Raw genomic sequence first — 14,383 nt, 5'->3', positions numbered from 1 at the left:
TCCCGAGTTGGCACTATGAGTCCCGTGCGGATCTGGCAGCTTGGCGGCGGGGCGGTGGCATGGGTTCTGGCCACCGTTCTGGGGGCCGTGACGGTGTGGGTGGGGTTACGCCCCGTGTTGAACACGGCGCTGCCCGATCGCGCCATTCCGTTGAGTGCGTCGGATTTGCGCAGGTTATCGCCCGCGCCCGTGCCCCCGGTGAGCACGCTCCCGTCGGAGTCGACACCCTCGGTGACGCCGTCGGCGCCGGCGTCCACGCCCGCGGCGGACCCGCCGGTGCCCACGCCGAGCCGGACCGCGGCCCGTAGTAGCGCTCCCACGGAGCAACAGGCCGCGCCGGCGCCGAAACAGACCGTCGTGAACGGCTGGATCGCGACCGAAGTCGACGGCAAAGTCACATATGTCCGAAGTTTCAAGGTTGATGGTGGGCAGGCGGTCATCCAGATCGTGGACCAGGTGGTGAGCCTGGAGTCCGCGACACCCGCGACCGGATTCGCCGCGGACACCGCGCAGCCGTCACCGGAGCGCCTCGTGGTGCGGTTCACCGGCGGCGGCCGGGCCTACACGATCGACGCGCTCTGGTTCAACAACGGGCCGTTCCACGAGGTCACCGAGTCGTGAGTGCGACGTCGCCGACCGTCTCCAAGGTGCCGTCCGTGGTCGTTCCCTCGATGATCACCCGTGCCTCGCGGCCCCGGTGGGTCAGCGTGGCGACCGCGTTGCCGAAGTAGGGGCCGTCCCCGGTCCGCCGCCAGCGCAGCGACGACGAGCGCACGCCCACGCTGAACGCCAGCAGGCGCGCGACCACGCCGGCCCACCGCGACCAGCCGATCCGCATCAGTGGCCGCATGAAGTTCGGCACGTCGTTGTGTATCGGTGAGCAGGTCAGCTGGTGCACCGGCGTGATCACGCCGGGGCCGAGCTCGGCCTTCGCCACGTACGAGTGGTGCACGTCGCCGGAGAGCACCGAGATCGACGCCGGGCCGGTGCTGCTGCGCCCGAGCACTCGGAACAGGTCGGCCAGCGCCTCGAACGAGCTCTGGAACGCGGCCCAGTGCTCCAGGTCGACCGCGCGCCGCACCTTCTCGCCGAACGCGGCCACCCGCGGGCGCTTCGACGCGCTGATCCGCTCGTTCCACGCCTCCAGGTAGTGGATCGCCGGCGGCATCAGCCACGGCAGCGACGAGCCGACCACCAGATGGTCGAACGTCGAGCCGTGCGCCTGGTCCAGGAACCAGGACCACTCCGCGGCCGGCAGCATCGCGCGGTGGTCCGGGTCGAGCACCCGGCTGCACCGGTTGTCCAGCACGACCAGGCGGGTCCGCCCGAGGTCGATCGCGAAGCTCCACTGGTACTGCCGGGACTTCCAGCTCTCCGGGTCGTGCCCGAAGTCCGCCTCCTGGTCCACCCGCGCGGCGAACTCGCGCAGGATCTCGGTCGCGTCCGCGGCCCCGGCCACCTTCGGGTAGAGCGCGTCGTCCTGCAGCCGGTCCGGCGGCAGGTTGCCCATGTGCTGGTAGACCCAGTAGGAGGCGAGACCGTTCATGATCCGCTCGGCCCACCAGGGCTCGTTCTGCATGTCCGCGCGCCACGAGGCGGACGAGTTCCAGTCGTCGATGATCTCGTGGTCGTCGAACATCATCACGACCGGCACGGTGGAGAAGAGCCAGCGGATCTCCGGGTCCCGCCAGGACTCCAGGTAGAGGTGCGTGTACTCGTCGTAGGTCTGCACGTCGTCGGCGATGCCGTGCTGCGGCTTCGTGCGCGCCTTGAGCTGCTTGCGTACCGTGTCGGAGGTCTTGTCCGCGTAGACCTGGTCGCCGAGCAGCACCAGCGAGTCCGGCCAGGCCTCGTCGTCGGCACCGGCGTGCATCAGGCGCCGCGCGTAGGCGTCCAGCGCGTCCGGCGGCAGCCGCCGCGTGGTCGCGTGCTGCGTCGTCTCCCGGCACGAGCCGAACACCAGTCTCGCGTCCGTCTCACGTTCCGCTTCGCCGCGGGTCCGAATAACGCTCCGGGGGTACGGGGAGTCCGCCGGCGGCCAGACGTGCGCCCCGTCGACGTACACGTCGTAGGGGGTGGCGGCGCCGGCCGCGAGCCCTTCGACCACGACCAGTGCGTAGTGGTGACCGAACGCCGAGAACGTGGTCGCGCGCCCGCCGGCCCCGCCCGCGCGCACCTCGACCTCCGCGGCGTGCGCGGTCTCGACCCAGATCGTGGCCTTCGTGCCGGCGACGCGGCGCAGCAGCGGGCCGATGAGCAGCGGTTCGCCCGCCTGATCGGTCGTCATGTAACGGACCTCCGGAGGATGGTGGGCTTCATCCTGCCCACCGTGATCGGGTGGGCGCCAGCGGGGTGCGTGTCACTCATCACGCACATCAGAAGAGTGTTCACTCCGTTCAGGGGTGAGTAGCCGGGGTTCACCGGCCGTTACCGAGGGGGTGACCGGGACAGTTGCACAACCGACGGCCCGGTAAGGGGTGGAACGGTCGGCGGGACGCCTGCGGGCCCATCTGACAGGATTCGGTCATGGATTACGTGGTCGTCGCTCTGGTGTTGCTGGGCGTCCTGGTGCTCGGCGGGGTCGGTCTGGTGGTGCCCCGGCTGCGCCGGCGGCCCCCGGTACCGCCCGTTACGCCCTCTTCTCCGCCGGTCGTCCTCGAGGAGCCGGCTCCGGTCCCGTCGGTTGAGGCACCGGTTGAAACGCCGGTCGCGCCCGTCGCTCCCGTCGTCGAGGAACCGGTCGTCGAGCGGCCGGAGCCGTCGGCCGGCCGGCTGGTGCGGCTGCGCGCGCGGCTGTCCCGCTCGCAGAACGTCTTCGGCAAGGGCCTGCTCGGCCTGCTCTCGCGCGACCACATCGACGACGACACGTGGGAAGAGGTCGAGGACAGCCTGATCGGCGCGGACGTCGGCATCGAGGCGACCACCGCGATCGTCGAGCGGCTGCGCGAGCGCACCCGCGTGCTCGGCACGAAGACCGCGGCGGACGTGCGCGCGTTGCTGGCCGAGGAGCTGGTCGCGGCGCTGGAGCCGGCCATGGACCGGACGCTGAGGTCCGCGCGCACCGGCGATACCCCGGCGGTGATCATGGTGGTCGGCGTGAACGGCGCCGGGAAGACCACCACCTGCGGCAAGATCGCCCGAGTGCTGATCGCGGACGGGCGTACCGTGGTGATGGGTGCGGCCGACACGTTCCGGGCGGCCGCCGCCGAACAGCTCTCCACCTGGGGTTCCCGGGTCGGAGCCGAGGTCGTCCGCGGCCCGGAGGGAGCCGATCCGGCGAGTGTCGCGTTCGATGCCGTGAAACGGGGTATCGAGACCCGGGTGGATACCGTGTTGGTGGACACCGCGGGCCGGCTGCAGAACAAGGTCGGCCTGATGGACGAGCTGGGTAAGGTCAAGCGGGTCGTGGAGAAGCACGGGCCGGTGGACGAGACACTGCTGGTGCTCGACGCCACCACCGGGCAGAACGGCCTTGAGCAGGCGAGAGTCTTCACAGAGGTGGTCGACGTGACGGGTGTCGTGCTGACCAAACTGGACGGCACGGCGAAGGGGGGGATCGTGATCGCGGTGCAGCGCAAGCTGGGCATCCCGGTCAAGCTGGTCGGCCTGGGCGAGGGCCCGGACGACCTGGCGCCCTTCGAGCCCGTGCAGTTCGTCGACGCGCTCCTCGGGCCCGGCGCGTAACCGCCGTGACGCACCCACACCGCGCGCCGGACATGTCGTGGCCGCCCTCGGGCGGTTCCGGGCAGCCGCACTACACGCCGCAGCACGCGCCCCAGCACGCGCAGCAGCCGCCGCCGGTCTACCACCAGCCTCCGCAGCAGCCGCCGCCGATCCACCAGTACCCGCCGCAGACCCCACAGCAGCCCGGCCGGCCGTACGTGCCTGCGCTCCACCCGGAGCCGGGTTACGAGGAGGTGCCGCTGCGCGGCGGCAACGTCTCCACCGTGCACCGGGTCGGCGACACCGTGCGCCGCAACGCGGGCCCGTGGACGCCGTCCGTGCACGCGCTGCTGCGCCACATGGAGTACGTCGGGTTCAGCGGCTCGCCGCGCGCGCTCGGAATAGACGACAAGGGCCGCGAGGTGCTGTCCTACATCGAGGGCGAGTGCGGCGAGTATCCGCTGGCTGAGCACTGGGTGACGGACGAGGCGCTGGTCACCGTGGCCACCATGCTGCGGATGTTCCACGACGCGCAGTACGGGTTCCAGCCGCCGCCCGGCGCGGTGTGGCGATCGTTCGGCCCGCCGCCGCCGGACACCGAGGTGATCTGCCACCACGACGCGGCGCCGCACAACGTGATCTGGCGGCCGGACGGCACGCTCGCGCTGATCGACTTCGACCTGGCGTCACCGGGCGCGCGGATCTACGACGTGGCGTACGCGGCGTGGACCTGGGTGCCGCTCTTCTCCGACCGCGACTCGCAGACGCTCGGCTGGAAGCGGCCGAACCGGCCACGCCGGCTGCGGCTGTTCGCGGACGCCTACGGGCTGATCCCGCGCGACCGGCACCGTCTGGTCCGGACCATCCGGAAGCGGATCGTCGACCACGTCGAGGGCATCCGGCGGATGGCGGCGGCCGGCGACCCGGCGTTCGTGACGATCGTGCAGAAGGGACACCTGCGTCGTCCGATGCGCGACCTGCGTCTGCTCGACTACGAGCGGAACGCACTTGAGTACACTCTGCGATAGACGATCGGATGATATGCCACCACCTGTTCCTGGGATGGTGAGGGTTTCTTCACACGTTGGAAACAACCCGTGACTCTCAAGAAACGGACTGGAGACCCAGCGCGAAACAGCGGCCCGTGAAGCTCTCGTCCAACCGGCGACGGGGCGATGTTGCCTTGCCACCGGGAGGGAGGAATTCAAACCGAGAGGAGGCAGCGTGCCGGAGATTGCCATCGATTCCGGGCACACCGCCTGGTTGCTTGTTTCGTCCGCTCTTGTCCTGCTCATGACCCCGGGCCTTGCCCTCTTCTACGGTGGCATGACCAAGTCCAAGGGCATCCTGAACATGATGATGATGAGCTTCAGCTCCATCGCCATCGTGTCCCTGCTCTGGGTCTTCTACGGCTTCTCCATCGCGTTCGGTAAGTCGAACGGCTTCTTCGGCGACATCACGCAGTACGCGTTCATGACGCAGGACCTGACCGGCGCCTGGTCGGAGGCCGTCCCGGTGCCGACGTTCGTCTTCGCGGTCTTCCAGATGATGTTCGCGATCATCACGGTCGCGCTGATCAGCGGCGCGCTCGCGGACCGCGCCAAGTTCGCCGGCTGGATCGTCTACGCGGTCGCGTGGGCCACCATCGTCTACTTCCCGGTCGCGAACTGGGTGTGGGGCGGCGGCTGGATCTTCGAGATGGGCGCGTTCGACTTCGCCGGCGGCACCGCGGTGCACATCAACGCGGGTGCGGCCGCACTCGGCCTCGCGATCATCCTGCGCAAGCGGAACGGCTGGCCGTCCGGTGCGTACAAGCCGCACAACGTGCCGACCATCGCGCTCGGCGCCGGTCTGCTCTGGTTCGGCTGGTTCGGCTTCAACGCCGGCTCCGAGGGCGCGGCCGACGCGATCGCCGGCGTCGCGTTCCTGAACACGCAGGTCGCCACGGCCGCCGCGGTCATCGGCTGGCTCGTCGTGGAGTGGATCCGGGACGGCAGGCCCACGCTGCTCGGCGCGTCCTCCGGCGCGATCGCCGGCCTGGTCGCGATCACCCCGGCCTGTGCGTACGTCGAGCCGATCGGCGCGATCGGCCTGGGCATCGTCACCGGCGCGATCTGCGCGTTGGCGGTCGGCCTGAAGTACAAGCTGGGCTTCGACGACTCGCTCGACGTGGTCGGCGTGCACATGGTCGGCGGCCTGGTCGGCGCGCTGTCCATCGGCCTCATCGCCACCCAGAAGTTCTACGGCGAGGCGGGCCCGCTGGGCCTGTTCTACGGCGGCGGTGTCGAGCAGCTCGGCAAGCAGGCCGCGGGCGCGTTCGCGGTACTGGCGTACTCGCTGATCATCTCGGTCATCCTGGGCTTCGCGATCGACAAGACGATCGGCATGACCGTCTCGTCCGAGGCGGAGACCGAGGGCGTGGACCAGGTCGAGCACGCGGAGAGCGCGTACGACTTCTCCGCCCCCACGGGTGGCGGCGGCGCGTTCGCCCTGGCCGGGATCGCCCCGCCGGGCGGCACCCCCGCGGTCACGGCACCCACCACGCCCGCCACGACCGACGAAAAGGTCGCCGGCTAACAGGTCACCGGTTACGTTGCCACGATGGAGGGACTGAGCATGAAGCTGGTGACCGCGGTCATCAAGCCGTACCAGCTCGACGCGGTGAAGGAGGCCCTGCACGCCCTCGGCGTCGCCGGGCTCACCGTGAGCGAGGTGCAGGGCTACGGCCGGCAGAAGGGGCACACCGAGGTCTACCGCGGTGCGGAATACACGGTGGAGTTCCTGCCGAAGATCCGCGTCGAGGTGCTGACCGACGAGATCGACGTCGAGAAGGTCGTCGACGCGGTCGTCACGGCGGCCCGGACCGGGAAGATCGGCGACGGGAAGGTCTGGGTGACGTCCGTGGACGACGTCATCCGGGTCCGGACCGGCGAGCGCGGCCTCGACGCGCTGTAACGCACGGATATGAGTGACATCGGCGCCGCCGCACGCACCACGCGTGCGGCGGCGCTCGACTCGTGGCTGACCACGCTGATGCCCGCGGGCATCCCGGGCGTCGCGCTGGTCGCGGTGGGCGGGCTCGGCCGCCGCGAGGTCGCGCCGTTCAGCGACCTGGACCTGGTGCTGGTGCACTCCGGCGTGGCCGGGATCGACGAGCTGGCCTCCTCGATCTGGTACCCGATCTGGGACGCCAAGCACAAACTCGACCACTCCGTCCGTACCGTCGATCAGGCTCTCGAGGTCGCCGCGTCGGACGTCAAGGCCGCGCTCGGCATGCTCGACGCCCGGCACGTCGCCGGTGACCGCACGCTGTCCGAGCGGCTGATCACCGAATCGGCGGACCTGTGGCGGCGCACCGCGGTCCGCAACCTGGAGGCGCTGCGCGAGATCACTCGCGCCCGCTGGGAAACCCACGGTGAGCTGGCGTTCCTGCTGGAGGGCGACGTCAAGGAGGCGTCCGGCGGGCTGCGCGACGTGACGATCCTGCGCGGCATGGGCCGGGCCGGCATCGCGGACACGTTGCGCCCGGCGGTCCGCGCCGCGAACCTGCACATGCTCGACGTCCGCGACGCGCTGCACCTCGCGGTCGCCCGCCGGGTCGACCGGCTGGTGGCGCAGGAACGGCAGGCCGTCGCCACGTCGCTGGGCCTCGACGACGGCGACGCGTTGCTGCGCCGCGTCTCCGGCGACGCGCGAACCATCGCGCACGCGGTCGACGACGCCTGGCGGGCCGCGGACCGGCTCCGCAGCGGCCGCCGCCGGCCGCTCGGCAACGCGCCGGTCCGCCGCCCGGTCGCCCGGGACGTGGTCGAGCACGACGGCGAACTCGTACTGGCACGCACCGCGATCGGGCCGCGCCCGGACCCCAGCCTCTCGCTCCGCGTCGCCGCGGCCGCGGCCGTCACCCGGCTGCCGATCGCGCGCGCCACCTGCGAATGGCTGGCCACGTACTGCCCGCCGCTGCCCGCGCCCTGGCCGGAGGCGGCCCGCTCCGCGCTCATCACGCTGCTCGGCGCCGGCCCCGGCCTGCCCGCGACCTGGGAGACCTGCGACCGGTACGGCCTGGTCGACGGCTGGCTGCCGGAGTGGGCCCGCATGCGCAGCCTGCCCCAGCACAACGCGGTGCACCGGTTCACGCTCGACCGGCACCTGGTCCAGGCCGCGTCCGAGGCCACCGCGTTCACCCGCGACGTCGACCGGCCCGACCTGCTGCTGCTCGCCGCGTTCCTGCACGACGTCGGCAAGGGCCTGCCCGGCGACCACAGCGCGGCCGGCGCGCCGATCGCGGCCGGCATCGCACAGCGCATCGGGCTCCCGCCGGACGAGGTCGCGCTCATCGAACGCCTGGTCCGGCTGCACCTGCTGCTGCCCGAGGTCGCCACCCGCCGCGACCTGAGCGACCCGGTCACCATCACGCGCGTCGCGGCCGCGGTCGAGGACCCGCTCACGCTCGGCCTGCTGCACGGCCTGGCCCGCGCGGACGCGATCGCGACCGGACCGGCCGCCTGGTCGGACTGGAAGGGGCGGCTGATAAACGAGCTGGTGACGCGGGTGCGGACCGCGCTCGACACCGGCGCGCTGCCGCGCCCGGCCGAACCGGACCCGGAGTTGCTGGACGCGCCGCTGCCCGTCGTGCACCTGGACGGCGACCGGGTCGCGGTCGCGGCCGCGGACCGGCGTGGGCTGCTCGCGGCCGTGGCCGGCTGCCTCTCCATGCACCGGCTCGACGTGCTCGCCGCAGACGTCACCACGGTGGGGGAGCGGGCGGTGCTGGAGGTGCGGGTGCAACCCCGCTACGGCACGCCGGCCGAGCCGATCGCGCTCACCGCGGACCTGCGCCGGGTGCTCAACGGCGACGTGTCCGTGACGCAGCGGCTGCGTGGGAGGGTGCCCCCGGCCCGTACCGGCGCGGCTCCGAAGGTCGTCTGGCACCGGGACGTGGCCACCGAGGCCGTGGTGCTGGAGGTGCGCGCCGCGGACTCGCCCGGACTGCTCTACCGCCTGGCGTCCGCGCTCGAGGAGGTCGGCGCCTCCGTGCGCGCCGCGCGGATCTCCACGCTCGGCGGCGACGTCGTCGACGCGTTCTACCTGGTCGGAGCGGGCTTGGACGAGCCGGACCGGGAAAAGGTCGAAGCCGCCGTGCTGGCCGCCGCCGCGCACGCGTAACTCAGCGGGTTACCCTTGCTGAAGGCTTCTTCGCGCCGGTGAGTTTTCGACAGAATCGGGATGTTGCGCAGTGTTTGACACCTTGAGTGACCGCCTCTCCGGGATCTTCGGCAAGCTCCGCGGCAAGGGCAAGCTCACCGACGCCGACATCGACGCCACCGCGCGCGAGATCCGCCTCGCCCTGCTGGAGGCGGACGTCGCGCTTCCCGTGGTCAAGTCGTTCATCCACACGCTCAAGGAGCGGGCGCGCGGCGTGGCCGTCTCCGAGGCGCTCAACCCGGCCCAGCAGGTCATCAAGATCGTGCACGAGGAGCTGATCGGCATCCTCGGCGGCGAGGGCCGGCGCCTCCAGTTCGCCAAGAACCCGCCCACCGTGATCATGCTGGCCGGCCTCCAGGGCGCCGGTAAGACCACGCTGGCCGGCAAGCTCGCCCGCTGGCTCAAGGCGCAGGGCCACCAGCCGCTCCTGGTCGCCGCCGACCTCCAGCGCCCCAACGCGGTCAACCAGCTCCAGGTGCTCGGCCAGCGCGCCGGGGTCGAGGTCTACGCGCCCTCCCTCGGCAACGGCGAGGGCGACCCGATCCAGGTCGCGCGCGACTCGATCGAGCACGCCAAGCGCCAGGCCCGCGACATCGTCATCGTCGACACCGCGGGCCGCCTCGGCATCGACGAGGAGATGATGGCGCAGGCCGCGGGCATCCGCGACGCGGTCGACCCCGACGAGGTCATCTTCGTCATCGACGCCATGGTCGGTCAGGACGCGGTCCGCACGGCCGAGGCGTTCCGCGACGGCGTCGGCATCACCGGCGTGGTCCTCTCCAAGCTCGACGGCGACGCCCGCGGTGGTGCCGCGCTCTCCGTCCGGCACGTCACCGGCCAGCCGATCCTCTTCGCGTCCACCGGCGAGAAGCTGGAGGACTTCGACGTCTTCCACCCCGACCGGATGGCCAGCCGCATCCTCGGCATGGGCGACGTGCTGACCCTCATCGAGCAGGCCGAGGCCGCGTTCGACGAGGACCAGAAGGAGAAGATGACGGCGAAGCTGCTCGGTGGCGAGCAGTTCACGCTCGAGGACTTCCTCGACCAGCTCGTCGCCGTCCGCCGGATGGGCCCGATCGCGAACGTGCTGTCCATGATGCCCGGCATGGGGCAGATGAAGGACCAGCTCTCCGAGCTCGACGACAAGCACTTCGACCGGGTGACCGCGATCATCCGCTCGATGACCCCGGCCGAGCGCACCAACCCCAAGATCCTCAACGGCTCCCGCCGCGCCCGCATCGCGAACGGCGCCGGCGTCCAGGTGATGGACGTCAACCAGCTGCTCAACCGCTTCGCCGACGCGCAGAAGATGATGAAGCAGATGGGCGGCATGATGGGCCTCCCCGGCGGCGGCAACCGCCGCAAGGCCACCAAGAGCCCGAAGAACAAGCGCAAGGGTACGAAGGGCGGCGGCAACAACCGTCCGCGCACCGGCGGCCTGCCCGGCGGCTTCCCCGGCATGGGCGGCATGCCCCAGCTCCCCCCGGGCATGGACCCCAACGCCCTGGGCGGCGGCATGCCCGGCTTCAACCTTCCCAACATCGACTTCAACAAGCTCAACAAGCCCAAGAAGCGCGACGAGGACTGAGCCTTTCACTCACCCATTCGGGTTGCGGGACAGCGGGGAACTGACATAGTCGATTAAGTTGGTGGCATCCCCTCAGATGTACCGACTTCTTCGAAGGAGGAGCGATGACGTTGGCGCCCACCCTGCCCGACAAGGACGACTGGACGGTCGACGATCTGGCGCAACTTCCGCCGGCCCTTCGGTGCGAGCTGATCAACGGAAGGTTGATCATCTTGCCGTCACCCACATTCGTGCACCAGGAGATCTGCATCGGGATCTACCTGGCTCTCCGGCAGAACTGCCCGCGTGGACTCAGTCCGTCCCTGGACCTGTCGCTGGAGGTCGACCACCGCAACGAGCCGCGTCCGGACGTCCTGGTCGTCGATCCGGCTCGCGGTCGGCGCAGTCCACTGCCGATCGAGGACGCGGCGCTCGTGGCGGAGGTCGTCTCGCCCAGCTCCACCACTCGCGATCAGCGGGACAAGGTGAAGCTCTATGCCCGCGCGGGTGTCCGGTCCTACTGGCTGATCCATCCGCACCGGGACCGTCTCATCCTCACAGAGCGGACCCTGGTGGGCGACATCTATCAGATTACCGACGAGACGGACGACGTCTTCACCACCGACGTGCCGTGGAAGGTCACGATTGACCTGCCCGCACTCCTTGATCACTGCATCGATCTGGTCGGGCCTCCAGAGGGTTGAGGTGTCTGACCGACGAGACCGGCATGACAAGGTTCGTCTCTACGCTCGGTCGGGCGTCAGATCGTATTGGGTGATCGACCCGCGCGACGACTCACTGACGCTGACGGAGTACGTGCTTCGCGGCGATGCCTACCGCGTCGCCACCGAGACCGACGGACTCTTCGTCACCGACCAGCCCTGGAAGGTGAGCGTCGACCTTCCTGCCCTGCTCGCCGAAGCTCGCGAACACTTCGGGGACTTGCCAGACTGATGCGGTAAGACTGGGCGCATGGTGTTGCATGTGCGTGGGGTGCTGCTGCCCGAGGATGAGGTTCGGGATCTGTGGCTGGTCGGGGATCGGGTCACGTTCGAGCCGCAGCCGAGGGCTGAGACCGTTGTGGACGGCGGGTTCGTGCTGCCGGGGCTGGTCGACGCGCACTGTCACGCCGGGATCGCGCCGGGCGGTGGGGCGGTGGAGTCGCTGGCGCAGGCGCGGGAGCTGGCGTTCGAGGACCGGGCCGCGGGCGTGCTGGCGATCCGGGACGCGGGGTCGCCGTTCTCCTACGCGGAGCTGGACGACGATCCGGAGATGCCGCGCCTGATCCGGGCGGGGCGGCACGTCGCGGCGCCGAAGCGCTATCTGCGGGACACCGCGGTCGAGGTCGAGCCGGTGGACGTGCCGGCGGCCGTGACCGCGCAGGCCAAGGCCGGGAACGGCTGGGTCAAGCTGGTCGGCGACTGGATCGACCGGGGTGCGGGCGATCTGACGCCGAGCTGGGACGCGGCCACGCTGACCGCGGCGGTCGAGGCGGCGCACGCGGCGGGCGCGCGGGCGGCCGTGCACACGTTCTCCGAGGAGGGCGTCGAGATCATGGTGCGGGCCGGGGCCGACTCGGTCGAGCACGGCACCGGGCTCAGCGTGGACCTGATCGACGAGATGGCCCGGCGCGGCACCGCACTCGTGCCCACAATGATCAACATTCTGACGTTCGACGGCATCGCGGCACAGGCCGAAACCAAATTCCCCGGGTACGCCGCGCACATGCGCGCGCTCCGGGAGCGCAATCCGTCGGTCGTCCGCGCCGCCTACGAGGCCGGCGTCCCGATCTACGTCGGCACCGACGCCGGCGGCGGCGTCCCCCACGGCCAGGCCGCCGAGGAGATGCTGCTCCTGCACGAGCGGGCCGGCATGCCCGCGGAGGCCGTTCTCGCCGCGGGCTCCTGGGGCGCCCGCGCCTGGCTCGGACTGCCCGGCCTCACCGAGGGTGGCCTCGCCGACCTGGTCGTCTACGACTCCGACCCCCGCCGCGACCTCAGCGTGGTCCGCACCCCTCGCCGCATCATCCTCCGCGGCCGCATCCTCCGCTGACCCGGATCCTCTGCTGACCCGGAAATGTGCCGGGAGGCGCCTCGCGGCCGGGAGTTTCACGGGGAGAGGCGGCGGCGCGATCTTGGATCAGTGGCGCGATCTTCGCGGGACCGGCGGTGGGAGCGTGCTGGGACGCGCCTCGCGGCTGGGAATCGGGGCGGCGGAGCGGCGGCGCGGGTTTCGGGACCGGCGGTGGGAGCGTGCTGGGACGCGCCTCGCGGCTGGGAATCGGGGGGCGGAGCGGCGGCGCGGGTTTTCGGGACCGGCGGCGGGACCGGCTCCGCCGCGGCGGCCGGAGCGGAGCGCCAGCGGAGTCGCAGGCCTCCGCGCGGTTGGCCCGCGGGAGCATGCGGGCCGTACCCCGCCGGAAGCGGGAAAACGAATTTGATCTTCTGGGTTTTCGGCCGGAGGCCTGTCGCGCGACAGCGCCCCACCCGCCCGGCCTAGGATGTGCGGTTATGGCTCGTGTGCTGACTCCCCGGGCGGAGGATTTTCCCCGCTGGTACCAGGATCTGATCGCCAAGGCGCAGCTGGCCGACAACGGGCCGGTGCGCGGGACGATGGTGATCCGGCCGACGGCGTATGCGATCTGGGAGCGCATCCAGTCCGAGATGGATGCGCGGATCAAGGATGCGGGCGCGGAGAACGCGTATTTCCCGCTGTTCATCCCGGAGAGCTATCTGACCCGGGAGGCGGAGCACGTCGAGGGGTTCTCGCCGGAGCTCGCGGTCGTCACGCACGGTGGCGGCAAGCAGCTCGCGGAGCCGGTCGTGGTGCGGCCGACCAGTGAGACCGTGATCGGCGAGTTCATGGCGAAGTGGATCGACTCCTACCGGGATCTGCCGCTGCTGCTGAACCAGTGGGCGAACGTGGTCCGGTGGGAAATGCGGCCGCGCGTCTTCCTGCGGACGAGCGAGTTCCTCTGGCAGGAAGGTCACACCGCGCACGCGACCGAGCAGGACGCCCGGGCGTACGCGAAGAAGATCCTGCACGAGGCCTACGAGGACCTGATGGTCGAGGTGCTCGCCATGCCGGTGCTGGTCGGGCGCAAGACCGACCGGGAGCGGTTCGCGGGCGCGACCAGCACCTACTGCCTCGAGGGCATGATGGGTGACGGCAAGGCGCTCCAGATGGGCACGTCGCACGAGCTCGGGCAGAACTTCGCCAAGGCGTTCGACATCGCGTTCTCGTCGCAGAGCGGCGCGCGCGAGCTGGCCTGGACCACGTCGTGGGGCACCTCCACCCGGATGGTCGGCGGCCTCATCATGTGCCACGGCGACGACAGCGGGCTGCGGGTGCCGCCGGTGCTGGCCCCGATCCAGGCGCACGTGATGATCGTCAAGGGCGGCGACGGTGTTCTGGAAGCGGCGTCCAAGATCAAGGAAGATCTCAGGGCCGCGGGGGTACGGGTCGGATTCGACGACCGGGTGGACACCCCGTTCGGCCGGCGCGCGGTGGACGCGGAGCTGAAGGGTTACCCGATCCGCGTCGAGGTCGGGCCGCGGGATCTCGCTGCTGGGAATGTCACGGTGGCCCGCCGCTTCGACGGCAGCAAGGCGAGCGTGCCGCTGGCCGGCGTGGTCGAGGCCGTGACCGCGGCTCTCCAGAACGACCAGCGCGCGCTCTACGACCAGGCGCTGGCGCACCGCGAGGCGAACACGCACGAGGTCAAGACGCTGGGCGAGGCGATCGAGGCGTCGGCGACCGGCTGGGCGCGCGTGCCGTGGTCCGCGGTCGGCGTCGAGGGCGAGGCCGAGGCGAACAGGTCCGCGGTGACCGTGCGCTGCCTGGTTCGCCCGGACGGCTCGGTGCCGGAGTCGGCGACCGAGCCGGACCTGGTCGCGGTGCTGGGCCGCTCGTACTGAATTTCGCTCCCGGTGGTGGCCGCGTCGTAAC

The 14,383-nt window shown here is 70.9% G+C and carries 11 protein-coding genes and 1 pseudogene; 11 read left to right on the top strand and 1 reads right to left on the bottom strand.

Translation table 11 applies throughout. The annotated features are described in order from the left end of the window. Window positions 1-24: 24 nt before the first annotated feature. The gene (locus tag J2S43_RS28225) at window positions 25-621 is read left to right on the top strand and encodes a DNA mismatch repair protein MutL (RefSeq protein ID WP_306834296.1); all 597 of its coding nucleotides are present in this window, start codon (window positions 25-27) and stop codon (window positions 619-621) included. Here the strand turns inward: J2S43_RS28225 and J2S43_RS28220 are convergent. Continuing rightward, a complete protein-coding gene (locus J2S43_RS28220; RefSeq protein ID WP_306834294.1) occupies window positions 608-2,287 on the bottom strand; it encodes an alkaline phosphatase D family protein in 1,680 nt (559 codons plus the stop codon). The genes J2S43_RS28225 and J2S43_RS28220 overlap by 14 nt on opposite strands. Window positions 2,288-2,526: 239 nt before the next feature. Between J2S43_RS28220 and ftsY the strand changes: the two genes are divergently transcribed. The 10 genes and pseudogenes from ftsY to proS all read left to right on the top strand — a co-directional run bounded on the left by ftsY (window position 2,527) and on the right by proS (window position 14,352). After that, window positions 2,527-3,684, top strand: a complete 1,158-nt coding sequence (gene ftsY / locus J2S43_RS28215; protein WP_306834292.1) for a signal recognition particle-docking protein FtsY — start codon at window positions 2,527-2,529, stop codon at window positions 3,682-3,684. Between the two features lie 197 nt (window positions 3,685-3,881). Further along, complete coding sequence (locus tag J2S43_RS28210; RefSeq protein WP_306839499.1) at window positions 3,882-4,691, top strand: phosphotransferase; 810 nt, start codon at window positions 3,882-3,884, stop codon at window positions 4,689-4,691. Between the two features lie 196 nt (window positions 4,692-4,887). Further along, window positions 4,888-6,240, top strand: a complete 1,353-nt coding sequence (locus tag J2S43_RS28205) for an ammonium transporter (RefSeq protein ID WP_306834290.1) — start codon at window positions 4,888-4,890, stop codon at window positions 6,238-6,240. Window positions 6,241-6,279: 39 nt separating this feature from the next. Further along, complete coding sequence (locus tag J2S43_RS28200) at window positions 6,280-6,618, top strand: P-II family nitrogen regulator (protein ID WP_306839497.1); 339 nt, start codon at window positions 6,280-6,282, stop codon at window positions 6,616-6,618. Between the two features lie 18 nt (window positions 6,619-6,636). Continuing rightward, window positions 6,637-8,829, top strand: a pseudogene (locus J2S43_RS28195) ([protein-PII] uridylyltransferase); the annotation flags it as partial. 70 nt (window positions 8,830-8,899) lie between these two features. Next, on the top strand, window positions 8,900-10,456 hold the full coding sequence (gene ffh / locus J2S43_RS28190) for a signal recognition particle protein (RefSeq protein WP_306834289.1): 1,557 nt from the start codon (window positions 8,900-8,902) through the stop codon (window positions 10,454-10,456). A 104-nt stretch (window positions 10,457-10,560) separates the two neighbouring features. After that, window positions 10,561-11,139 (top strand): Uma2 family endonuclease, encoded by a 579-nt coding sequence (locus J2S43_RS28185; protein WP_306834287.1) that lies wholly within the window; start codon window positions 10,561-10,563, stop codon window positions 11,137-11,139. Between the two features lies 1 nt (window position 11,140). After that, on the top strand, window positions 11,141-11,389 hold the full coding sequence (locus J2S43_RS28180; RefSeq protein WP_306834285.1) for a Uma2 family endonuclease: 249 nt from the start codon (window positions 11,141-11,143) through the stop codon (window positions 11,387-11,389). A gap of 18 nt (window positions 11,390-11,407) precedes the next feature. Next, a complete protein-coding gene (locus J2S43_RS28175) occupies window positions 11,408-12,487 on the top strand; it encodes an amidohydrolase family protein (RefSeq protein WP_306834283.1) in 1,080 nt (359 codons plus the stop codon). A 458-nt stretch (window positions 12,488-12,945) separates the two neighbouring features. Continuing rightward, the gene (gene proS, locus J2S43_RS28170) at window positions 12,946-14,352 is read left to right on the top strand and encodes a proline--tRNA ligase (protein ID WP_306834281.1); all 1,407 of its coding nucleotides are present in this window, start codon (window positions 12,946-12,948) and stop codon (window positions 14,350-14,352) included. The last annotated feature ends 31 nt before the right edge of the window (window positions 14,353-14,383 follow it).

The sequence above is a fragment of the Catenuloplanes nepalensis genome (assembly GCF_030811575.1).
Lineage (GTDB): Bacteria > Actinomycetota > Actinomycetes > Mycobacteriales > Micromonosporaceae > Catenuloplanes > Catenuloplanes nepalensis.
The sequence above is the reverse complement of the archived record's forward strand: the minus strand, read 5'-3'. Positions and strand labels throughout refer to the sequence as shown.

What these genes read in the sequence shown, in the direction of transcription:
- J2S43_RS28185 (WP_306834287.1), top strand. Translation starts at nt 10,561, where the DNA reads ATGACGTTGGCGCCCACCCTGCCCGACAAGGACGACTGGACGGTCGAC.
- J2S43_RS28220 (WP_306834294.1), bottom strand. Translation starts at nt 2,287, where the DNA reads ATGACGACCGATCAGGCGGGCGAACCGCTGCTCATCGGCCCGCTGCTG.
- ftsY (WP_306834292.1), top strand. Translation starts at nt 2,527, where the DNA reads ATGGATTACGTGGTCGTCGCTCTGGTGTTGCTGGGCGTCCTGGTGCTC.
- J2S43_RS28175 (WP_306834283.1), top strand. Translation starts at nt 11,408, where the DNA reads ATGGTGTTGCATGTGCGTGGGGTGCTGCTGCCCGAGGATGAGGTTCGG.
- proS (WP_306834281.1), top strand. Translation starts at nt 12,946, where the DNA reads ATGGCTCGTGTGCTGACTCCCCGGGCGGAGGATTTTCCCCGCTGGTAC.
- J2S43_RS28200 (WP_306839497.1), top strand. Translation starts at nt 6,280, where the DNA reads ATGAAGCTGGTGACCGCGGTCATCAAGCCGTACCAGCTCGACGCGGTG.